At 30.2% G+C, this 22,991-nt stretch carries 29 protein-coding genes; 26 read left to right on the forward strand and 3 right to left on the reverse strand.

The window, feature by feature from the left end; all coding sequences use genetic code 11:
• The 15 genes from C3E89_RS12040 to spoVAE form a co-directional block, all read left to right on the forward strand.
• The coding region (locus tag C3E89_RS12040) for an ABC transporter permease (RefSeq protein WP_236913187.1) at positions 1-1,213 on the forward strand (1,213 nt) is incomplete at its 5' end.
• Positions 1,203-2,159: an ABC transporter ATP-binding protein gene (locus C3E89_RS12045; protein WP_236913188.1), complete on the forward strand. Its 957-nt coding sequence runs from the start codon at positions 1,203-1,205 to the stop codon at positions 2,157-2,159. The genes C3E89_RS12040 and C3E89_RS12045, both read left to right, overlap by 11 nt.
• 186 nt (positions 2,160-2,345) lie before the next feature.
• On the forward strand, positions 2,346-3,206 hold the full coding sequence (locus C3E89_RS12050) for a cation diffusion facilitator family transporter (RefSeq protein WP_236913189.1): 861 nt from the start codon (positions 2,346-2,348) through the stop codon (positions 3,204-3,206).
• 409 nt (positions 3,207-3,615) lie between these two features.
• A complete protein-coding gene (locus tag C3E89_RS12055; protein WP_236913190.1) occupies positions 3,616-4,116 on the forward strand; it encodes a hypothetical protein in 501 nt (166 codons plus the stop codon).
• A 37-nt stretch (positions 4,117-4,153) separates the two neighbouring features.
• The gene (locus tag C3E89_RS12060; RefSeq protein ID WP_236913191.1) at positions 4,154-4,717 is read left to right on the forward strand and encodes a Na+/H+ antiporter NhaC family protein; all 564 of its coding nucleotides are present in this window, start codon (positions 4,154-4,156) and stop codon (positions 4,715-4,717) included.
• Positions 4,718-4,875: 158 nt separating this feature from the next.
• Positions 4,876-5,721 carry a bifunctional 5,10-methylenetetrahydrofolate dehydrogenase/5,10-methenyltetrahydrofolate cyclohydrolase gene (locus C3E89_RS12065; protein WP_236913192.1) on the forward strand — a complete coding sequence of 282 codons (846 nt, stop codon included), beginning with the start codon at positions 4,876-4,878 and terminating at the stop codon, positions 5,719-5,721.
• Between the two features lie 138 nt (positions 5,722-5,859).
• Entirely contained in the window at positions 5,860-6,192 is a 333-nt protein-coding gene (gene spoIIAA / locus C3E89_RS12070) for an anti-sigma F factor antagonist (RefSeq protein WP_236913193.1), read from the forward strand.
• A 15-nt stretch (positions 6,193-6,207) separates the two neighbouring features.
• Positions 6,208-6,645 (forward strand): anti-sigma F factor, encoded by a 438-nt coding sequence (gene spoIIAB / locus C3E89_RS12075; protein WP_236913481.1) that lies wholly within the window; start codon positions 6,208-6,210, stop codon positions 6,643-6,645.
• A gap of 5 nt (positions 6,646-6,650) precedes the next feature.
• Positions 6,651-7,409 (forward strand): RNA polymerase sporulation sigma factor SigF, encoded by a 759-nt coding sequence (sigF, locus tag C3E89_RS12080; protein WP_236913194.1) that lies wholly within the window; start codon positions 6,651-6,653, stop codon positions 7,407-7,409.
• A 70-nt stretch (positions 7,410-7,479) separates the two neighbouring features.
• Positions 7,480-7,656, forward strand: coding sequence for a hypothetical protein (locus C3E89_RS12085; RefSeq protein ID WP_236913195.1), 177 nt, complete (start codon positions 7,480-7,482; stop codon positions 7,654-7,656).
• Positions 7,640-8,287 carry a stage V sporulation protein AA gene (locus C3E89_RS12090; RefSeq protein WP_236913196.1) on the forward strand — a complete coding sequence of 216 codons (648 nt, stop codon included), beginning with the start codon at positions 7,640-7,642 and terminating at the stop codon, positions 8,285-8,287. Before C3E89_RS12085 ends, C3E89_RS12090 begins: the two co-directional genes overlap by 17 nt.
• Before the next feature lie 49 nt (positions 8,288-8,336).
• On the forward strand, positions 8,337-8,711 hold the full coding sequence (locus tag C3E89_RS12095) for a stage V sporulation protein AB (RefSeq protein ID WP_336512975.1): 375 nt from the start codon (positions 8,337-8,339) through the stop codon (positions 8,709-8,711).
• Between the two features lie 10 nt (positions 8,712-8,721).
• Positions 8,722-9,171 (forward strand): stage V sporulation protein AC, encoded by a 450-nt coding sequence (spoVAC, locus tag C3E89_RS12100; RefSeq protein WP_236913198.1) that lies wholly within the window; start codon positions 8,722-8,724, stop codon positions 9,169-9,171.
• A gap of 4 nt (positions 9,172-9,175) precedes the next feature.
• Positions 9,176-10,195, forward strand: a complete 1,020-nt coding sequence (spoVAD, locus tag C3E89_RS12105) for a stage V sporulation protein AD (protein ID WP_236913199.1) — start codon at positions 9,176-9,178, stop codon at positions 10,193-10,195.
• 14 nt (positions 10,196-10,209) lie between these two features.
• Positions 10,210-10,566, forward strand: a complete 357-nt coding sequence (spoVAE, locus tag C3E89_RS12110) for a stage V sporulation protein AE (RefSeq protein ID WP_236913200.1) — start codon at positions 10,210-10,212, stop codon at positions 10,564-10,566.
• 22 nt (positions 10,567-10,588) lie between these two features.
• On the opposite strand, the gene C3E89_RS12115 is transcribed toward spoVAE, so the two are convergent.
• Complete coding sequence (locus C3E89_RS12115; protein WP_236913201.1) at positions 10,589-13,537, reverse strand: penicillin-binding protein 1A; 2,949 nt, start codon at positions 13,535-13,537, stop codon at positions 10,589-10,591.
• Between the two features lie 163 nt (positions 13,538-13,700).
• Here C3E89_RS12115 and yunB point away from each other — a divergent pair, with 163 nt between their 5' ends.
• From yunB to C3E89_RS12140, 5 genes are all read left to right on the forward strand, one after another.
• The gene (yunB, locus tag C3E89_RS12120) at positions 13,701-14,354 is read left to right on the forward strand and encodes a sporulation protein YunB (protein ID WP_236913202.1); all 654 of its coding nucleotides are present in this window, start codon (positions 13,701-13,703) and stop codon (positions 14,352-14,354) included.
• Positions 14,355-14,405: 51 nt separating this feature from the next.
• Entirely contained in the window at positions 14,406-15,686 is a 1,281-nt protein-coding gene (gene hflX, locus C3E89_RS12125) for a GTPase HflX (RefSeq protein ID WP_272876621.1), read from the forward strand.
• Between the two features lie 104 nt (positions 15,687-15,790).
• A complete protein-coding gene (locus C3E89_RS12130; protein WP_236913203.1) occupies positions 15,791-16,231 on the forward strand; it encodes an NUDIX hydrolase in 441 nt (146 codons plus the stop codon).
• Positions 16,232-16,418: 187 nt separating this feature from the next.
• Positions 16,419-17,066, forward strand: coding sequence for a YigZ family protein (locus tag C3E89_RS12135; protein ID WP_236913204.1), 648 nt, complete (start codon positions 16,419-16,421; stop codon positions 17,064-17,066).
• Positions 17,067-17,113: 47 nt separating this feature from the next.
• The gene (locus C3E89_RS12140; RefSeq protein WP_236913205.1) at positions 17,114-17,506 is read left to right on the forward strand and encodes a CoA-binding protein; all 393 of its coding nucleotides are present in this window, start codon (positions 17,114-17,116) and stop codon (positions 17,504-17,506) included.
• A gap of 12 nt (positions 17,507-17,518) precedes the next feature.
• Here C3E89_RS12140 and C3E89_RS12145 read toward each other — a convergent pair whose 3' ends face one another.
• Complete coding sequence (locus C3E89_RS12145) at positions 17,519-17,866, reverse strand: sulfite exporter TauE/SafE family protein (RefSeq protein ID WP_236913206.1); 348 nt, start codon at positions 17,864-17,866, stop codon at positions 17,519-17,521.
• Complete coding sequence (locus C3E89_RS12150) at positions 17,863-18,222, reverse strand: sulfite exporter TauE/SafE family protein (RefSeq protein ID WP_236913207.1); 360 nt, start codon at positions 18,220-18,222, stop codon at positions 17,863-17,865. Before C3E89_RS12150 ends, C3E89_RS12145 begins: the two co-directional genes overlap by 4 nt.
• Before the next feature lie 114 nt (positions 18,223-18,336).
• Here C3E89_RS12150 and nadE point away from each other — a divergent pair, with 114 nt between their 5' ends.
• The 6 genes from nadE (at position 18,337) to aroC (ending at position 22,988) form a co-directional block, all read left to right on the forward strand.
• The gene (nadE, locus tag C3E89_RS12155) at positions 18,337-19,065 is read left to right on the forward strand and encodes an NAD(+) synthase (RefSeq protein WP_236913208.1); all 729 of its coding nucleotides are present in this window, start codon (positions 18,337-18,339) and stop codon (positions 19,063-19,065) included.
• A gap of 68 nt (positions 19,066-19,133) precedes the next feature.
• Positions 19,134-19,877 carry a YebC/PmpR family DNA-binding transcriptional regulator gene (locus C3E89_RS12160; protein WP_236913209.1) on the forward strand — a complete coding sequence of 248 codons (744 nt, stop codon included), beginning with the start codon at positions 19,134-19,136 and terminating at the stop codon, positions 19,875-19,877.
• Between the two features lie 90 nt (positions 19,878-19,967).
• Complete coding sequence (locus C3E89_RS12165; protein ID WP_236913210.1) at positions 19,968-20,141, forward strand: hypothetical protein; 174 nt, start codon at positions 19,968-19,970, stop codon at positions 20,139-20,141.
• Between the two features lie 92 nt (positions 20,142-20,233).
• Positions 20,234-20,899 (forward strand): TIGR01906 family membrane protein, encoded by a 666-nt coding sequence (locus tag C3E89_RS12170; protein ID WP_236913211.1) that lies wholly within the window; start codon positions 20,234-20,236, stop codon positions 20,897-20,899.
• The gene (locus C3E89_RS12175) at positions 20,877-21,791 is read left to right on the forward strand and encodes a hypothetical protein (RefSeq protein WP_236913212.1); all 915 of its coding nucleotides are present in this window, start codon (positions 20,877-20,879) and stop codon (positions 21,789-21,791) included. Before C3E89_RS12170 ends, C3E89_RS12175 begins: the two co-directional genes overlap by 23 nt.
• 72 nt (positions 21,792-21,863) lie before the next feature.
• Positions 21,864-22,988 carry a chorismate synthase gene (gene aroC, locus C3E89_RS12180; protein WP_272876622.1) on the forward strand — a complete coding sequence of 375 codons (1,125 nt, stop codon included), beginning with the start codon at positions 21,864-21,866 and terminating at the stop codon, positions 22,986-22,988.
• The last annotated feature ends 3 nt before the right edge of the window (positions 22,989-22,991 follow it).

Below are 22,991 nucleotides of genomic sequence, written 5' to 3' on the forward strand. Positions count from 1 at the left end.
AGGAATAGTAGCTATGCAATCCCTTGGATTTACTTCACTAAATGCTTTAATGTTAATTGGAGTTATTAACGGCATAGATAAAAGTCTATTTAATAGTTCTTTGGATTTAGGAGGGAATTCATCCTATACTATTACAAAGATTCTTATACCATTGATGAGACCCGGGATTATTGTAGTGGGGTTACTTACTTTTGTTAGATCCCTAGCAGATTTTAGCACGCCCATTATTATAGGAGGATCCTTTAACGTATTAGCTACTCAGGCCTATTTAAATGTAGTAGCTTATTCGAATTTGCCTATGGCTGCAGCTATTAGTATATTATTATTTATACCTGCTATTATAGCCTTTATTTTATATAGAATATTTTTAAAGGATTCAAATATTATAACAGGAACTAATCTTCGGGGAGAATCTAATGAAACCATGGTCAGGATAGAGGGGTTTTTTCCTAGGTTATTTCAGATAATAGCATATTTGTTCCTAACTATGATGATTTTACAGTATCTATCCATCTTTATTTCTGCAATGACAAAACAAAGATTTGGAACCATGTATTTTACTTTTGATAATATAAAAGAATCTAAAAATTATATTTCGGGAAGTTTTTTAAGAAGTATTCTATATTCTTTGATTACTGGTGCTGTTGGAAGTATTATAGGCTTTTTAATTTCCTATTATTTAGAAATTAGAAAAATTAAAGGAATGAAGATCATAGACTTTATTTCTACAATGCCCTATATTATTCCGGGAACATTTTTTGGATTAGGATATATTTTAGCTTTTAATAAATATCCATTAGAACTTACGGGAACAGGCTTAATAGTAATTTTGAATTGTATTTTTAAACAGTTGCCATTGCCTACAAAGGCTAGTAGTGCAGTTATCTCCCAAATAAACCCTCAAGTAACAGAAGCTTGTAAGGATTTGGGAGCTCATGATATATATATATTAAAAGATGTAATAACTCCTATGTCAAAGCCAGCATTTTTAATATCCTTTGTTAATAACTTTACTGCAACTATGACTACCATAGGTTCTATAATATTTTTAGTATATCCTGGAAAGAAACTTGCTACTCTTGTAATGTTTGATGCTATACAAAGTGGTGAGTATAGGATAGGATCGGTAATTGCTTGTATGCTAATTCTTATTACTTTAGTTGTGAATATTACCTTTTCAAAATTCTTGTTGGAGGAAAAAAATGTTTATTAAGATAGATAATTTAACTAAAAAATTTGGGGATTTGACAGCAGTAGATAATCTAAGTTTTGAAGTGAATAAAGGTGAACTTATATGTGTATTAGGACCAAGTGGATGTGGTAAGACTACGGTTTTAAAGACTATTGGTGGTTTTCTAAAACCTGAAGTTGGTGAAATATATATTGATGGTGAAGATATAACTAATCTATCTCCAGAAAAACGGCCTGTATCTACTGTTTTTCAATCTTATGCTCTTTTTCCGCATATGACGGTAATACAAAATGTTGTTTATGGATTAAAATTTAGAGGTTTTTCAAAAAAAGCTGCTCTAATTAAAGGAGAAGAATATTTGGATATAGTAGGATTAAGAAAAGAAAAAGATAAGAAAGTAACCCAGTTAAGTGGAGGACAACAGCAAAGGGTAGCTTTAGCTAGATCATTAATTATCAATCCAAAAGTATTACTATTAGATGAACCTTTATCAAATTTAGACGCCAAATTAAGGATAAGGATGAGAGATGAGATTAAAGCAATTCAAAGGAGATTTAATATTACAATGATCTTTGTTACCCATGATCAAGAAGAAGCTTTATCTATTGCTGATAGAATATTGATAATGAATAAAGGAAGGCTAGAACAAATAGGAACCCCAGAGGAAGTCTATAATAATCCTAGAACTGAATTTGTATTAAATTTTATCGGTTGGTCTAATTCAATTAAAAGTAGAAATGGAAATTTAGACTTCATTAGACCAGAGAAAATTATTATGGATTCAAAGAAAGGGGAAATAGAAGGCGTTATTGAAGAAAAATTGTTTTTAGGCTCATTTATCCATTATAAGGTTAAGACAAAATCTCAAATCTATAGAGTGCAAAAAAATAATGATGGACAAAATGATTACAATATAGGAGATAGAGTCTATATTTCTATGGAAACTACTGGGCAAATCGTTCAGTAGTTTTTAAATTTTCATAAATAGAAAACTATAATTAGTATCAAATGATAATAACTTCTATTTAGCTAAAAATGTAGATTTCCAATAATTAAGGGTATATAATAGTAATTACATTTATTATCAATTAATATTATTTAGATTGATAATAAATTGATATTTAACATATTATATTATTGTGGAGGGAGTTATATGGGAAATTATGAATTGGGAGTAAAGGTTTCAATAATTACAATATTAATAAACATTATTTTATCTGCAGCTAAGGTCTTTGCTGGAATTATAGGCCAGAGTAGTGCTATGCTAGCTGATGGAGTTCACACTCTATCAGATGTACTTACGACTTTAGTTGTACTTGTTGGATTAAAAATTTCATCAAAAGAAGCAGATGAAAACCATCCGTATGGGCATGAGAAATATGAACCTGTTTTTGCAAAAATATTGAGTATATTTTTGGTTATTACTGGGATTCTAATTGGTTATGAAGGAATTAAAATATTGATAACTGGGGAAATTAAAACGCCTGGTAGAATAGCTCTTATTGCTGCTTTGATTTCAATAATATCAAAGGAAGCTATGTTTTGGTATACAATAAAAGCAGCCAAAAAGATTAAAAGCTTTTCTATGGAGGCGGATGCATGGCATCATAGAACAGATGCTTTATCTTCAATTGGAACTTTTATTGGGATTTTAGGAGCAAGAATGGGATTTAAGGTACTGGATCCTATAGCAGCAGTTATAGTAAGTATTCTAATTATAAAGGTAGGTGTAGATTTATACATGCAATCCATAAGGGGACTAGTGGATCAGGCAGCAGACGACGAAACTATAGAAAAAATAAAAGATTTAACCTTTTCTGTAGAAGGAGTTAAAGATATAAAAAATTTAAAGACTAGAATCTTTGGAAACAGGATATATGTGGATGTGGATATACTTGTTAAAGGAAGCCTTTCAGTAACAGAAGGTCATGAAATTGCAGAAAGAGTACATGATTTAATCGAAGATAGTATTGATGATGTTAAGCATTGTATGGTTCACGTTGAGCCTGAATAAAGACAATAGTATATGGATAATAAACAAATTAGACCATAGGAAATATTCTATGGTCTTTTACTATAAATAAATATATGTAATAAATATATGTTTTAAAAAAATTTAAACAATCAAAAAAGATATTCGAATATTGCAATAATTCAGAAAAAATATTGATAGATAGGTAAATATATAATATAATAAAAAGTAAGTAATTCAAAAAATATGTAAATATAAAATAATGGAATATTTGATTATAAACAGATCAGTTATAACGATTAATTAACAGGTTGTTAATTAAAATACAACAGTAGTACCAGTTAATAAACTTTAGGATGCTACTGTTTTATTTATAGACAAATATTTAAGAATATAATAGAAAGGGGGTATTTTCTAGGGTTACTATTATAATTTATAAGGAGGTATAGGTATGTTTAGATTAAAAACTATAGTTTTAGTATTATTACTTATTTTAGTTTTATCGCTTCCAGTTTTTGCAGAAGGAGAAAGTACAGCAAATTTTGGTTGGCTGTCAATTCTACCACCGTTATTGGCAATACTTCTTGCATTTATAACTAAACAAGTATTAGTATCCCTGTTCTTGGGAATATTTATTGGGGCTACTATGTTAAATGGATGGAATCCTTTTTATGGTTTTTTAAGAACAATGGATAATTACTTAGTAGGTTCTTTAGCTGATTCCTGGAACGCAGCAATTATAATATTTTTGCTAGCCATAGGTGGAATGGTAGGAGTAGTAAATAAGATGGGAGGAACAATAGCAGTAGCAAAGGCATTGGGCAGGAAAATAAAAAGCCCTAGATCTGCTCAACTATATACCTACTTATTAGGGGTGTTTGTTTTCTTCGACGATTATGCAAATACTTTAATCGTTGGTCCAACTATGAGACCTCAAAATATTTACTGTTGATGAAGCTTTTGATGCTTGGGTTGATGGAGCAAAATCAATGTTAATGGCGTGTATGATTTTAGTATTAGCCTGGTCATTGGGCAGCGTAACAGGGGATGTGGGAACTGCTGAATTTTTAGTGGGAATAGTTCCTAAAAACTTCCCCTTTGCCATATTGCCTATAATAATATTTTTCATGTCAGCTATAATATCTTTTGCTACCGGGACCGCTTGGGGAACTATGGCCATCGTTATTCCATTAGCTGTTCCCATGGCACATGCATTTGTTCAAAGTGGAGGAGATCCACATATGATGACAATTACACTGGGAACAGTTTTATCTGGTGCCATTTTTGGAGATCATTGTTCCCCAATTTCTGATACAACCATAATGTCTTCTATGGCATCGGGAGCAGATCATTTAGACCATGTGAAGACTCAGATGCCTTATTCTATAACGGTGGCTATTGTTGCTGGAATATCCTATATACTTGCAGGTTATCTTTCAGCCCATCCAATAATAATTTTATTAATTGGAACTGCAGTTATTATTGGAATTGTAAAATACTTTGGTAAATCTGTTAAAGAAGAAGATCTAAAAAAAGAAGCCACCATAAATTAGTAAAGAAGCTGTTAGATTTTCTAACAGCTTCTTGTTTATTTAGCCTTTTATGATATAATAAAATCGGTGATATTCAATGAATTATATTAAATTGAAAATAATAGCTTATTAAATATAAAGAGTATTTTAATAATATAATATTTGAAGGAGGCAAAACTATGGCAGAGATATTAAAAGGTAATGTGGTAGCTACTCAAATTAAGGAAAAGATGAAAAGAGATATTGAGGAGCTAGGGAAACATGGCAAGGTACCTACATTAGCGATTGTTAGGTTAGGGAATAATCCAGGGGATATTTCCTACGAAAAGAGCATTATTAAAAATTGCGATAATATAGGTATTAAATCTAAGGTTTTTGAAAAAAATGTGAATATTAAGACAGAAGAACTTATTGAATTAATTGAAGAACTAAATAATGATGATAATATTTCAGGAATATTAGTCTTTAGACCATTGCCAAAGCATATCGATGAGGAAATTATTAGAAATGTTATTAATCCATTAAAAGATGTAGATTGTATGCATCCATTAAATTTAGAAAGAATATTTGAAGGAGATATGGATGGATTTGCACCATGTACCCCTAAAGCTGCTATGGAAATCTTAAAGTATTATGATATACCTTTGGAAGGTAAAAATGTTGTAGTTGTAAATAGAAGTATGGTAGTAGGAAAACCATTAGCAATGATGTTATTAAAGGAAAATGCTACAGTTACTATTTGTCATTCTAGAACAAAAAATTTAGAGGAAATTACCAATAAAGCAGATGTAGTAATTATAGCTTTAGGAAAAGCTAAGTTTTTTGGAGAAGAATATTTTAATGAAAACTCAATTGTAATAGATGTAGGGGTTAGTCTAGATGAAAATGGTAAATTAAGTGGAGATGCAGATTATGAAAAATTATCGCCTAAGGTAGATAAAATAACTCCAGTTCCTGGAGGAGTAGGTAGTGTCACTACCTCCATATTATTAAGTCAAGTTGTTTTGGCTTGTAAGAATATATAGGAATAACTTTCTAAAAGAGTCTTAATTAAATATAAGACTCTTTTTTCCTTTTTGTAACAAAAATAGTGGTTTTTCTATGAAGGAGAAAAAGATACATTAATAGAAATATAAAGAGAATATCTTTTAGGAGGGGATAAATTGGAATTTTCAATGGATGTTTTAAAAAACTATTTGATAGTGAAGCTTAAGGGAGAATTGGATCATCATACATCTGAAGATCTAAGAAAAAAGATTGATCAACAATATTATAAAAACAATCTACTTAATATAGTTTTGGATTTGCGGGGGTTAAGTTTTATGGATAGCTCTGGTATTGGGCTTATAATGGGTAGATATAAAAATTGTATGGATAGAAAAGGAAAGGTTTATGTTATTAGTACAAATCCATATATAGATAGAATACTGAAGATGTCTGGATTGTTAAAAATAGTTAATACCTATTCGTCTATTGATGAAGCTATAAGGGATTAGGAGGATGATAAAATGATAGAGAAAAATTATATGAAATTAGAATTTTTGAGCAAGTCTAATAATGAATCTTTTGCTAGAGTAGTAGTAGCTGCATTTGCTTCTCAATTAGACCCTACTATAGAGGAGTTATCAGATATTAAAACGGCAGTGTCAGAAGCGGTTACCAATGCTATTATTCATGGATATGAATACGGAGAAGGTTTAGTAATAGTTGAGGCAGAAATTGAAAATAATAATATTGAAATAACTATCGAAGATAACGGAAAAGGGATTGAGGATGTTAACAAGGCTATGGAACCTTTCTATACCTCAAAACCTGATTTAGAACGATCCGGTATGGGATTTACTGTTATGGAAACCTTTATGGATGAGTTAGTGGTTGAAAGTTATATTGATAAAGGTACAAAAATTAAAATGAAAAAGAGTTTTAAAAGTCTTTCAGATAGGAAGTAGATACTATGAAAAAAGGGAATAGAGATTATGTTTTATTAAGTCATGAGGAAACTATAGAATTAATTGGAAAAGCACAAAATGGGGATATGGAAGCAAAGGATAAGTTGGTAAAGCATAATATGGGTCTTATAAAAAGTGTTTTAAGGGGGTTTACCAATAGAGGCTACGAGATGGATGATCTATTCCAGATAGGTAGCATTGGTCTTTTAAAGGCTATAGATAAATTTGATACATCCTATGATGTAAAGTTTTCAACCTATGCTGTTCCTATGATTGCAGGAGAAATTAAAAGATTTTTAAGAGATGATGGACTTATTAAAGTAAGTAGATCATTAAAGCAGACTGCTAATAGAGTAAAGTATACTCAGGATAGACTTTCAAAAATATTGGGTAGAGAACCAACTATACAGGAGATTTCTGATGAATTAGATATTGATAAGGAGGATATTGTAATGGCTTTAGAGTCTTCTTATCATCCGGATTATCTATATGATGTAGTACATCAGAACGAAGGAAATCCTCTATTTTTAATTGATAAAATAAGCGCAGAAGAAGATAGAGAAAAAGATATTATCGAGAAAATAATTTTAAAAGAAATGTTATCTAAACTTAAGGAAAGAGATAGACAAGTTATTGTTTTAAGATATTTTAAGGATAAAACTCAGGTTCAAGTTGCTGAGTTATTAGGAATATCCCAAGTTCAAGTATCCAGAATAGAAAAAAAGATAATAGAAGAGATGAAGAGAATGTTAGTTAAGGCATGAAATTATGCCTTAATTTTTTTGAATTAAAAAAAAATATAAGAGAATAATAATTGTAGAATGGGGTGATTAAATGTATAAAAAAATGAAAATACATAAAACTAAAAGAAATGTTTTGGCTATTTTAATAGTAGCTTTACTTTTATTTGGTTGTATTTTGTGGTATAGAGAATTAGGTACAAATAGGGAAGTGCCAAAAAAGGCAAAGTTTGTTATAAATTCTATAATGAGGGGTGATAGTTATCGCTAATGAGCAAGTATATATTAATCTTGATACCAAGTATTCAATAGAATTGAATACTCATGTGTATGTAGAAGACATAGGGCAGGTTTATTGCAAGGATGACAATATTAAAAAAAGAGTAGAAAAGGTTAGAATCTATAATAGTAAGAGCGAAGAAATGTATGATTATATTTCAGGTAATGAAATAACCACAAAGATATTAGAGAATATAGAAAATGTTGATATTACATTGATAGGAGGCCCTGATGTATTATTGGAAGTTAAAGGAAAGGAAGATCCCAGTAGGATTTTTAATATTGTTAAAATTGCTATTGTTATGTTAGTGTTATTCTTTGGTGCTGGAGCTGCAATTATTAACTTCTATGAAGACGTCAATATGAGTAAATCTATGGAAAAGATATACTTTACTATTACAGGAATAAAAAAAGATAACCCATTAATACTGACAATTCCCTTATCTATAGGAACTGGATTAGGTATGTTTGCATTTTTTAGTAGGATATTTAGCTTTAGTAAAAGAAGGAGACAGGAGCCAGGGCCACTGGAATTAGAGCTTTATCTTTATGATAAAGATGTAGAAGAGAATATCCTTAACGACTTAAAAAAACAAAAAACTGAAGATCTAAACAGGTGGTGAAATATATGGGAAAGCAATTTTAATTTCTATAATTGGGGCTTCCACAGGAATTACAGTAGGCAGTGCAGCTGCTGCTTTTTTAACTCTATTAAAAATTGTGCCTAGAGTAACTCAGATAACTGAAACTGAGGAATATATTAAAATATATGAATATATCATCATTATTGGTGGAACCATTGCTAGCTTTATATATTTTTCAAGTTTTAAAATCAATATAAGTAAGTATTTTTCAGTTTTGATTGGGATAGCTATCGGTATATTTTATGGATTATTTGCTTCTGCATTGGCAGAGGTATTAAACGTAATGCCAGTATTTGCAAAAAAATTTAAAGCTAAGCATCAATTAAAATTTATTATTGCAGCATTAATTTTGGGTAAATTAATAGGTTCTTTATATTATTGGTTAATATTTAAAAAAGCTTAGGAGTGAAAATATGGATAAGATGACAAAGAAAGAATACCAAAGATATGCTGAAAAAAAGATACCAAAACCTACCTACTTTAAAAATATTCTATTTGCTTTTATAGTGGGAGGATTAATATGTGTAGTAGGTCAAATTATTAGGAATATATTGTTCAAATATGGATTAGATGAAAAGGAAGTTACTTCTGCTACCTCTATACTATTAGTATTTTTAGGATCTTTTTTAACAGGATTAGGGTTATATGATAATATAGGAAAAATTGGTGGAGCTGGAGCTGCCATACCTATTACTGGATTTGCAAATTCAATTGTTTCTCCAGCTATGGAATTTAAAAGAGAAGGGTTTATTTTTGGCGTTGCTGCCAGAATGTTTAGCATAGCAGGACCTGTCCTAGTATATGGAATTAGTAGTTCGATTATTGTGGGAATTTTATATTTATTACTTTCAAAAGGAAGGTGATATCATGTCTATTAAAAGGATTGGAAAACAAACTGTAAAGCTTGCTAATCCTCCATCTATCATTGGCACTGCATCAATTGTGGGGCCAAAGGAAGGAGATGGTCCCCTAAAGGATTATTTTGATTTAATATTAGAAGATGACATGTGGGGACAGGAATCCTTTGAAAAAGCTGAAGCTAGAATTCAAGAAGAAGCAATTAAACTAGCAATTTCGAATGCTAATCTATCTCCTAATGATATTGAATATCTTTTTTCTGGAGATTTGCTAAATCAAATAATATCTTCTTCATATACTGCAAGACAATTAGAAATTCCTTATTTTGGACTATATGGAGCCTGTTCAACTATGACAGAATCTTTAAGTTTAGGAGCTATGGTAATAGATGGGGGATTTGCAGATAATGTGGTTTGTGCGACTTCTAGCCATTTTAGTTCTGCTGAAAGACAATATAGATTCCCACTAGAATATGGTTCACAAAGGCCTTTTTCTTCACAATGGACAGTAACAGGTGCGGGTGCTACAGTATTATCTTCTACTGGTAATGGTCCATATATAACCTACATTACTACCGGTAAAATTAAAGATTTAGGAATAACAGATGCTAATAATATGGGAGCTGCTATGGCACCAGCGGCACTTGAAACTATATCACAACATTTTAAGGATACAGGGTATAACCCTAATGCTTATGATTTAATAATTACTGGGGATCTAGCAATGGTTGGTAAAAAGATATTATTGGATTTAATGAAAAAGGAAGGGTATGATCTTTCTGAGAATTATTCTGACTGTGGGATAAAGATATTTGATGGTGTAGAGCAGGATACCCATGCTGGAGGAAGCGGTTGTGCCTGTGCAGCTGTTGTTTTTAATGGTTATATTTATAAGGAAATGATGAAAGGAAATTTAAATAGAGTATTGCTAATCGCTACTGGAGCTTTGCATTCACCAATATCAACTTTGCAAGGTGAATCTATACCAGGGATAGCTCATGCTGTAACTATAGATAATCTTGTTGAATAGAGAGGATGATATAGATGGAATATTTAAAGGTTTTTTTAGTAGGAGGATTAATATGTGTAATTGGACAAATACTCTTAGATACTACTAAATTGACTCCAGCTCATATTCTAGTAATATTCTTAGTATCAGGTGTAGTTTTAGGAGCTGTTGGTTTATATGAACCATTAGTAAAATTTGGAGAAGCCGGAGCTTCTGTGCCTATATCTGGATTTGGGTATGCTTTAAGTAAAGGGGCTATTGAAGGGGCGAAATCGAAAGGTGTAATAGGTGCCTTTATGGGAGGTCTAGAGGCAACAGCAGGAGGGATAGCGGCAGCTATTATATTTGGATATATTATGGCAATCGTATCAAATCCTAAGACTAAAGGATAAGAGGAGTCAGAATTGGCTCCTCTTAATGATTGTTTTCATTATTTCCATCATCATTTTCATTTCCATTGTTATTATCGCTATTACCGTTATTATTACTATTATCGCCATTATTATCATCAAACTCATCTTCACTATCTTCGTCATTTCCATTATTTATTAGATCATTTAGCCAATCGCTAATCCAATTATCCTTATCATGTATATCGCAAACTTCTGTTGGAACAGTATATTGATAATCTGACGGAACTATACCTCCATTACTAGCAGGATCATAAGGTGGTTCCCTTTTAATAAATACTCTTTTTCCTATACTATCCTCGGGACAATATTCATTAGCAATTTTGTTAGTGGTAATATCCACTTCTACCTCCACATGAGTATCGCAGAATTCAGTAGGTTGAGTACCTTCGACAAATATTTCCTTTCTAATAGTACTACCTCTAGGATCACGGCTGCATAGTTCTGTTGCTAATTTACCAGATTGTGTACAAATATTTACTGAAACAATATTTGCCGGTTGTTCGAAATTTTTGGTTTCTAATCCTTCATGAACTCTTGTCATTACAATTTTCCATAGTTGAGCAGCCATTGCACTACCTTGATTTAATTTAATCTGAGGAGAGTCATTACCTATCCATAAACCTGTTACATAATAAGGGGTAAATCCAACAAACCAAGCATCTGCTTTATCCTGGGTTGTACCGGTTTTACCTGCTGTTGGCATATTAGGTATTTGAGCTCTTCCTGCTATACCGTTAGATACAGTTGTTCTTAATATATCACTCATTATATATGCTACCTGAGGTGAAACAACAGTATTTTCTTTTGGTTTATTCTCTAATAATATATTATCATCTTTGTCTAATATTTTTGTAAAAGATATAGGCTTGATATAGGTACCACTATTTGCAATAGAACCATAAGCTGCAGTCATATCTAGTGGGCTTAATCCCTTTGTCATACCTCCTAATCCTAAGGCAGATAGATTTTCATCATTACTAGTTTTATTTTCTGCACTTGTTACAAAATTATCTTTAGAAGGATTATCCTTATTTATTATTCCCATTCTGCTTAAATATTCCATAGAAGTACCAACACCAATGGCTTCAACTGTCTTCACAGAATTTACATTTACAGACTGCTCAACTGAACGCCTTAAAGTATGGATACCTTTATATCCTGTATACCAATTATTAGGCCATCTATTGCCGTTACCATCATAAAAAGGTATATCATCAATAGGTGTAGCTGCAGTATATCCATTATCTAAAGCAGGTAAGTATGCAGCCAATGGTTTTATAGTTGAACCAGGTTGTCTTGCAGAAGAAGTAGCACGGTTAAGAATCCGATTACCTTCTACATCCCTACCTCCTACCAATGCTTTTATTTGTCCAGTTCTATAGTCCATTATGACAGTAGCTGATTGGGGTTGTACTATTCCTTCATCTTGTCTATAGAAATATTTTTCATTTATTAACAAATTACCTTCTTCATCAATTTGATAAAAATCAGAATTATCCTTTAAAAAATTGCTAGATATAGTTAAGGATTTATCTTCTCCTATAGAAAAGTCCTTTTCAGGCAATGATAGTGAACCCATTCTATAGGTAACTAAGTTTTTCCTGCCATCTATAGTATAGTAATCTGCTATATCTATATTACTCTTGTAAAGAGTTAATTTTGGATTATTAATTATCAACTTTCCATCAGCAATTTCATAGGTACCTTTTTCTATTATAAGGTTATAGTTTTCATTTAATATATTTTCTTGCCTATAAAATAAAATATTATTTCTATCATCAATAATATTTTGTGCTTTATTAAGTTTCCAACTTATTAAAGCAGGACCTTTTATATTGTCTGGATTACCTAATAAGACTTCAGTGAAATTATTATATATATCTTCTAAAATTCTTTGAAGCTCTAAATCCATAGTAGAATATATTTTAAGTCCACCAGTATATAGTTCTTCCTCAGCTTCTTCTCTAGAATATCCAAGTTCATTCATCAATGCATCCATAACTTGAACTTTTATAAAATCGTTAAAATATGAAGAAATACCTTGAATTTTCTTTTGCCCTGGTTTTATCTTAGCTTTAATATCTTCATTTAAGGCAGCATTATATTCATCTTCGGTGATTTTGCCCAATTCCAACATTTTTCCTAATACAACTTTTTGACGATTTATAGCCTTTTCATTGTAGACAGCAATATATTTTTCTCCTAAAATATCTACCTGTCCAACTTCAACATGTTTTTCAGCATCAAAATCTTCAGGTTTTAAGGTTTGATATAAAGCATATCTAGTAGGGCTCTGAATGATACCTGCTAAAACGGCAGACTCAGCAATAGTCAGATCTTCAACATCTTTTGAAAAATAAGTTTGGGCAGCCTCTTGAACACCATAAGCTCCTTGGCCTAAGAAAATTCTGTTCAAATATGCTTCTAAAATTTGATCTTTTGTTAATGCATTTTCTATTTGCAGAGCTAGGTAAGCTTCTTTAATTTTTCTATCAAACTTTTTTTCATTAGAAAGATAGAGATTTTTAGCCAATTGTTGAGTTATTGTGCTGGCACCTCTTACAATATGGCCTGCTTTAACATTGTCTATAGCTGACTTAACAATACCTTTTGGGTCTACACCTATATGGTCCTCAAATCGTTCGTCTTCAATAGCAATAAAAGCATCTTTTAAATGTTTAGGCATCTGATCGATATCTACAATAGTTCTATATTCTTCAGTCTGAATTTTTTCCAAAACATTACCATTTTGATCCAATATAAATGATGTTTGATTTAATAATGAACTAATATTAGTTGGATTTATTTTGGGAGCATCTTTGGCGATAGCAATAACTATGCCGGTAATTGCTCCTGCTGCTATAATAGCTAGTACAACTAATAGTAAAAAGAAAATTTTAAGTTTTTTCTTCCATTTGGGCTTTGATTTTTTCTTATTGTCTTCTGACATCAAAATACCTCCTTAATCTAAAAAAAGGTAGTAAACAAATCAATTATACCACACATATCAAAGAATGTTAATAAAATGAATTATTAAAATATATAGTCTGGTTTTTTAATTATTATCCTTAATCAGTATATTATACATATATTATATATTAGGAGGGATTTTTGTGAAATACTATCTAAATATAATAAAAAGAAAAAGATTATTATTATGGATTATAATCTTGTTATTATTAGGATTATACATATATAAATATATTGACAAGAATATTGCTCCTACTGTAACAGCAATTGCAGAAGTTAAAGCTAGATCAGTAACTACAGAAACTATAAATGATACTATAAAAAATAAAATAAAAAGGGACATAAATTATAATGATTTAATATTCGTCAAATATGATAATGAAGGGAAAGTAACGCTTATGCAAGCCAATACAATTTTAATGAACAGCATAGCTTCTGAAGTAGCATTGGAAGTACAAGAGCAATTAAAAGAAATTTCTGAATCTATAATAAAAGTGCCTTTAAGGAATGCTTTCGACACTCAACTAATTAATTTGCCAAGTATAAAAATAAAAATCATTCCTCAAGGGTCAGTGTCTGTAGATTTTGCAACAGAATTTGAGTCAACAGGTATTAATCAAACTAGACATAGGATATATATAATCGTAGTTACGGATATAAAAATGATAGTTCCTTTAGAATCTGAAACTTTAAGGATTACCACAAATATACCAATAGCTGAAACCATTATCGTAGGAGATGTACCTGAACAATATGTAAATATACCTAAAGAGGGTATATTAAATATAGTGGATTAATGGTATAATACTGGTAAATAAACTGTTATGTTAATCTGAAAGGGTGATATATTGATTGAAGGAGCTATAAGAAGAGAAAGAACTTTGATTGTAGGAGTAGAGCTAACAACAGATAGCATAGATATAGATAATTCTATGGATGAATTAGAAGAACTAGTAAATGCAGCTGGAGGTATAGTTTTAGGAAGAGTTATTCAAAGAAAATATTCAATAGATCCTGCCTATTTTATTGGTAGGGGTAAGGCAATTGAAATAAAAAATTACTGTGAAGAATTAGATATTAGTACAGTGGTATTTAATGATGAATTATCAGGTGCTCAGTTACGAAATTTAGAAAAAATAATTGATAAAAAGATTGTAGATAGAACCAATTTAATACTGGATATATTTGCTAATAGGGCCACTTCTAAGGAAGGTAAATTACAGGTCAAATTAGCCCAACTCAAATATAGATTACCAAGACTAGTAGGATTTAGAGATTATTTGTCTAGAGAAGGTGGTGGAATTGGGACTAGAGGGCCTGGTGAACAAAAACTTGAAACGGATAGGCGTCATATATTAAGAGAGATTAATAATATCGAAAAAGCTTTAAAAGAAGCAGGAAAAACAAGGGATATAAAGAGAAAAAAGAGAAAGGATTCTAACCTTCCTATAGTAGCACTGGTAGGCTATACAAATGCTGGCAAATCTACATTATTAAATAGTATTATTAAGATGAACGAAGAATACGATGAATCTAAAAAGGTTTTTGTATATGATATGCTTTTTGCAACCTTAGATACATCTTTGAGAAGAGGAAAGTTGCCTAATGGGCAAGCTTTTTTAATAACGGATACTGTAGGTTTTGTAAGTAAACTTCCAACCCATTTAGTAGAGGCATTTAAAGGTACATTAGAGGAGGTTCTATATGCAGACTTAATTCTTCATGTTGTAGACGCTTCAAGTGAAGATTTAGATATACAGATAAATACAACTACTGATATTTTAACAGAATTAGAGGTTTTAGATAAGCCAATAATTACAGTGTTCAATAAAATGGATAAAGCAAATATTAGTAATTTATTATTTGATAATAAATATGTAGATAAAAAGATTTTCATCTCTAGCAAAGATAGGATTAATTTAAATGAATTAATGGAACTAATTCAGGATAATTTACCTATTAAATATAAGGATGTTACTCTATTGATACCTTATGATAGCCAATATTTAGTTAATTATTTTTTAGAAAACTATAATGTAGATTCTATTGAATACAAAGAAAATGGTACAGAGTTAAGTTTAAATATAAGTTCACAAGATTATGAAAAGTATTTAGAATTCATCATTTAGCATATTTTGAATAGAATTAATTTTTAAAAAAATATAAATATTCATTGAATAATTAAAGAATTTTGGGTATGATAATAGTAAGATAAAAAAGGAGGCTGATTTCTATGATTGTTAGAAATTGTGCAGGTGGTGTGGTATTTAATGGGGATAAGGTTTTGATTTTAAAAAATGAGAAAAATGAATGGGTATTACCTAAAGGGAAAATTCGTAACGGTTCTCTTCCAACAGAAACGGCCATTAGCCGCGTTAAGTATGAAACGGGTGTAGATGCTAACATCGTTTCTACTGCTGGAGAAACTAGTTACGAATTTTTTTCTTTATCTAGAAAACAAGCGGTATGTAATATTATAATCTGGTATGTCATGGAGTCGTTAGGTAACCATTATAATATAAATAAAGAAGAAGGTTTTAAAGATGGGGGATTTTATCCGATAGATAAGGCTATAGAAATGATTACTTACAGTCAGGATAAATCCTTAGTGAGTTTGTCTTATAAAAAGTATCTTGAGTTTAAGGATTATGAAATAGACCAGATTTATGCATAGACTAGTGTTATGGATAAAGCAGACTTTAATAATTAAAGTCTGCTTTATCCATTGTTGTATCAAGAACGGTAAACCATAGAATTAATATATGATATAATGTTTGTGTATAAAAAATAATTGAGGAATTGATTCGTTTTAAAGAAGTGAGGCTATACCTTTATAGATTTAAGATGAAAGGAGATGCAGAATGGATAATATTTATAGAACTATACATAGATATGGGGAAGATGAAATGGTAATTAACAAATCAAGATTTATTGGATATGCAATGCCTATCGGATCAGAAAATGAAGCCCTAGATTTTATTGAAAAAATAAAGAGTAAGCATAGGGATGCAACTCATAATGTTTATGCCTATGTTTTCGGAGAAGATAATAATATTCAACGATTTAGCGATGATGGAGAGCCTTCTGGAACAGCAGGAATACCAGCATTAGAAGTTATAAAGAAAGAAGAACTTAGAAATGTGGTAGTAGTAGTTACTAGATATTTTGGCGGAATTAAATTAGGTACTGGAGGGCTTATAAGAGCATATACTAAAGGGGCAAAAATTGGATTAGAAGCAGGAATAATAATTGATAAGGTACTCCATACTAAATTAAAGATTAGGATAGATTATACAATATATGGGACTATTGAAAACTATCTTATGACCAAGGGTTATCTAGTAGATGATGTAGTATATGATGACGCAGTAAATATTTATGTTTATATTAAATTTTCAGAAGTGGATTATTTTAAGAAGACTATTATTGATATAACTAGTGGTCGAGGAATTATTGAAAACATAAGCGAGGAATACATCTCTATGAAAAATGGCAAAAGGATAAAATGATTAAATTAATACAGCTCTAAGGGGTATAAATATATTGAGGTGATTCTATGATAAAGAAAGAAATGTTAGATAAAAAGGTTTGGGCTGTAGTAGGAGTAACTCCTAATAAGGAAAAGTATGGATATAAAATATGGAAAAAACTATTGGACCATGGCTATGAAACCTATGGAATCAATCCAAAATATGATTATATCCAAAAGGAAAAAATATACACTTCTTTAAAAGAAGTGCCAAAAAAAATAGATGTAATTGATTTAGTAGTTCCTCCCAAAGTTAGTCTAAAAACTTTAGAGGAAGCTAAAGAGCTAGATATTGATTATATATGGTTTCAGCCAGGAACTTATGATGATAAAGTTATAGAAAAAGCCACAGAATTAGGTTTTAAAATCATATATAATGATTGTGTTTTAGCTACATTAAATGAACTTGAAAAGAAATAGGTATTTTCAAACCTATTTCTTTTTGAAAAATTCATATATACCAATAAATAGAAGAAATATCCCAAAGTATTTTCTTAGGGAATCTGGGTTTATTTTCATTGCTAAAAGAGATCCTATCATAGCACCGCCTATTCCTCCCAGAATAATCCATTTAGCATATTTAAAATCAATGTTCTTTTCCTTAGAGTGAACTACTAAAGCTACAATAGCTACAGGTATAAATACCATTAGGTTGATTCCCTGAGCTTCTTGTTGTTCTAATGAGCTAAAAAACACTAAGGATGGAATTAGGATTGCACCTCCTCCAATTCCCATGCCGCTAATTATTCCAGATAAGAGCCCGATAATAAATAATTTCATTTAACTATCATCCTTATTGCAGTATATATAATAACACTGCCAAATATTTTTCTTAATATTGGGATAGGAACTTTATTTAGAAGTTTTGCACCTAAAATACTGCCTATAACTCCACCTAAGATTATACTTAATCCAATGTCAAATCTAATAATATTATTTTTAAAATAAATATAAGAACTAATTATAGATAAGGGTAGTATTATAGAAATAGCAGTTGCATGAGCTTTATAATCTTCTATACCAAGTAAAAATACTAGAGCAGGTACTACCAAAGTTCCTCCCCCAGAACCAAATAATCCATTTATTAGACCTGTTGCTAATCCAATTCCAACTAATTTAAGAGGTTTTGAATGCATAATTAACTCCTTTATGGTATAATTAATAAGGTTAAATACCTATTGTTACTAATTATTAATCTTACCATAAATGCATAACTTATACTCAAAAGTATAAACCGTGGAGGTAGTAAGATGGAAAATATAGAGAAGATTTGCAACGATATTATAGAATGGTTAAGAAATAAAGCTATAGAAGCTGGTGGAGAAGGATTGGTATTTGGATTAAGTGGTGGTATTGATTCTGCGGTAGTGGCGGCGTTATCCAAGAAAGCTTTTCCAAATAATTCTTTGGGCATAATAATGCCTTGTCATAGCAATCCATTAGATGAAGAACATGGGTTGCTTGTTGCAGAAAGTTTAGGACTAACAACTAAAAAGGTAGAACTTTCAAAGGTTTATGATGAATTTATTGAATCATTTGATTTTAAGTCTGTAAACAAATTAGCAATGGCTAACATAAAACCTAGATTGAGGATGACCACATTATATTATTTTGCACAAAACTATAATTATTTAGTTATAGGTTCTAGTAATAAAAGCGAATTTACCATTGGGTATTTTACTAAACATGGTGATAGTGGTGTAGACTTATTACCATTGGCTTCCTTTGTTAAAAAGGATATTTGGGATATGGCTAAGTATCTAAATATTCCTAAAGAAATAATTGAGAAACCACCTACAGCTGGCTTATGGGAAAACCAAACCGATGAAGATGAAATGGGATTTGGATACGATATTTTAGATAACTATATTATTAACAAAACTGGACCTAAGAATTTGGTGGAAAGAATAAAAAAAATGAATAATAATAGTGAACATAAAAGAAATTTTCCACCTATTTATATACCAAAAAATAAATAAAAAGGATGCTCATTATTTAATATTATGTTAAAATGTATTAGCAATAATTTAAGGATGGTGAAGTAAAGATGGCAGGTCACTCTAAGTGGAATAATATTAAAAATAAAAAAGGTAAAGAAGATGCAAGAAGAGCTAAGGAATTTACAAAACTAGGCAGATATTTAATGGTAGCAGCGAAAGAAGGTGGAGCAGATCCAGAATATAATCCAGCTTTGAAAGCGGCTATCGAAAAAGCTAAAGCTGCCAATATGCCAAATGACAATATTGAAAGGGCTATAAAAAAAGGTAGTGGGGAATTGGGAGCTGACAGCTATGAAAACATAGTATACGAAGGCTATGGTCCAGGTGGAATAGCAGTATTTGTTTCTTGTCTTACGGATAATAGAAATAGAACAGCTTCCGATATAAGACATGCATTTGATAAATTTGGTGGCAATTTAGGCCAATCAGGTTGTGTTTCGTTTATGTTTGATAGAAAAGGAATTTTAGCAATAGAAAAAAACGATAAAATAGATGAGGAAGAGTTAATGCTTCAAGCTATTGATTTAGGCGCTGAAGATTTTAGTAGTGACGATGATGTTTATGAAATTATAACGAGTCCAGAGAATTTTAATGAAATTAGGGATGCATTAAGTGATAGCGGTTTTGAGTTTGCTGTAGCAGAATTAGCTTTCTTACCTCAGAATACTACAGAGTTAAATGATGATGAAGATGTAAAAAACATGGTAAAGCTTATAGAAATATTAGAGGATAATGATGATGTACAAGATATCTATCATAATTGGGAAATTCCTGATGATTTGGAATTATAATATTTAAGATTACATCCGTATAAAAAACACTTCTTTTAACATAATAATTTTATAAGGTTATCTTATAATAGTAATATAAGGAGTGAATATATGGTAGTCAATCAAACCTTTGAAGCCATAAAAGAAAGATTTAGAAAAGCCGATGTTGATGGGAAAATAGAAATATATACAACTGTACAAGGTCTTACTGTTGAACAATATAAGGAATTACTGAGAATGTTTCCTATCAAATATTTAGACAAATTGGAAAAGGCAATGGGATAAACTAAAAAGGTTGAAAGAATTTAATCTTTCAATCTTTTTTTATAGACTTCTATAATTTTAAAAGGCATAATAAGAAGAGGGAGGGATTGTTTTTGAAAAAAATCTTAGTAATTATATTGATGATAACTTTACCTTTTTGCTTTTTATTATACAGTATAGAGGTTAACACATTTAATAAAAATATATTTTTGAAATCTTATGATAAACATAATATTACTCATGCGACAGAGAAGTCAAAAGAAGAACTTGAAGAAATAACAGAAATAATTTTAGACTATTTAAAAGAAGATTTAGATGGACAAGTATTATCTCCTTATTTTAATCAAAAAGAAATAAGGCATATGGAAGATGTACAATTACTTTTTAAATATGGATTTTTTTTAAAAAAAATAACATTTATACTTTCAATATTGGCAATAGGAATTTTACAATTTAAAGGGAAATGGAAGAGCCTTGGCATTTCTATGTTTTATGGTCCCTTTATATGGCATGGATTATTTTTACTATTACTTATTTTTTCCATGATAGACTTTAACAAGTATTTTACATATTTTCATGTAATATTTTTTGATAATGATCTATGGCTATTAAATCCGAAGACCGATTTATTGATACAAATGTTACCGGAAGAATTCTTTATCAGTATATTTATTAGAATTATATTATTATTCTTATCTATATTGGCAATAATACAAATAATAGGTTATATGCTGATTAAGAAAGGAAAAGATAATAATGGATATATTATTAAATTTTAAAGATTATTTTAAACGTATAAGAAAACAAATGATACTTAATAGCTATTATACTAGTAGAATTAAAGATGGAAAGAGCATTCATGCATCTTTAATTGATTGGATATTTGTATCTTTGTTATTGACTTTGTTTTTTTTAATAACTATTTTTAACTCAACAAAAAAAATTATATTATCAATAGTATTTACTATGATATTAATGGGAATATATTTGATAATTTTAATAGCCTATAAGGGAAGAGTTAGATATAGGAAAATATTAGAGATTAATGAGGATATAGCAAATAAACAAATTACTAAAGAAATTGCCAAATATGGAAATCGAGATTTTTTTATATATGTAAAAGAATTATTGGAAAAGTATTACAACACTTCTTTTTTCCAATATAATAGTCATATTAATTACATTGGGGAAGTTGATGGTGATATATATGGTGTTAAATGTTTTAAAAATTCACTGGATAATAAGGTTACTTTAAAAGATTTAGAGCATTATATTGAAGAAATGAAAGTTAAAAATATTGAAGATGGTATTATTGTAACTAGTTCTTATTTTGCTGATGAAGTTAAAAAAGAAACGGATTATTTACTAGTAGATTATGATGAAATAAAGAAGATGTTAATAAAAATAGGGGCTTATCCGGTAAAAGAAGAAATAGAGGAATTAATAATCGATAAGTACAGATATAGAAGAGAATCCATTAAGGAGAAACTGAGTCTTTATCGTAAGGATAAAATATATAAATTTATTATTTTAGGAATAATCCTGTATCTGATTTCGTCTATTGTTGACTATCCAATATATTATAAGATAATGGCTTTTCTGTCTATTGGTTTTGGAATTATCATAGGTGTATATAATCTAGCCAATTATTTAACGAAGAATTATCGTTAATAGTATATAATATATTTAAAATAGAACTTCTTCCTTGCATAGGTAGAAGTTTTTCAGTGGAAGGTGATAATATTGATTAGATACTTAACTGCTGGAGAATCTCATGGTAAAGGACTATTAGGTATATTAGAAGGTATTCCTTCAAATCTATATATGGACATGGATTTTGTAAATAATGAACTATCCAGAAGACAGAAAGGATATGGTAGGAGCGAAAGAATGGCTATTGAAAAAGATGAAATTATAATTTTATCTGGAGTAAACAAGGATTATACTACTGGGAATCCAATATCTATTATTATAGGAAATAAAGGAACAAATATAGATTTAGTCGAAGTGACAAAACCCAGACCAGGCCATGGAGATTTGGCTGGTGCTCTAAAATACAATCATAAAGGTGGTAGAAATGTATTAGAAAGAGCTAGCGCCAGAGAGACAGCTATGAGAGTTGCAATAGGTGGTATATGTAAATTGTTATTAAGGGAATTTAATATTCATATTTTTAGTCACATAATTCAGATTGGAAATATAAAAATTTCAGAAAAAATCTATAATAATATTAACAAGGAAGATCTATTAAAAACAGATAGGTCTATCGTTAGAGTGCTGGACAAGGATGCAGAAAAAAAGATATTATATGAAATAGACAAAGCCAAAGAGGAAGGAGATACTTTGGGAGGAATTATTGAGGTAATTGGAACTAATATACCTGTAGGATTGGGAAGTTATACAAATTGGGATAGAAAGCTAGATGGTAAAATAGCTTTTAGTATAATGAGTATCCCAGGAATAAAAGGTATTGAATTTGGATTAGGATTTTCTACTGCAAGTAAGTTAGGATCTCAAGTCCATGATGAAATATATCATGGCAAGAAAGGATACTATAGAAAAACCAATAATGCAGGAGGCATAGAGGCAGGGGTTTCCAATGGAGAAGATATTGTTATAAGAGCTATCATGAAACCTATTCCCACATTGAAAAAGCCATTAAAAACTGTAGATATGGAAACTAAGGAAGAAACATCAGCTCAATTTGAAAGATCAGATGTTTGTGCTGTACCTTCAGCAAGTATAGTAGCGGAGAATATGCTTGCCTACGTTTTAGCTAACGAGATGGTAGCAAAATTTGGTGGCGATAGTTTTGAAGAAATGAAAATTAATTTTGATAATTATTTAGAAAGATTAAAAAAAAGGTGATAA

Source organism: Clostridium sp. Cult1, assembly GCF_021655095.1.
In the GTDB taxonomy this organism is placed as follows: domain Bacteria; phylum Bacillota; class Clostridia; order Tissierellales; family Tepidimicrobiaceae; genus Schnuerera.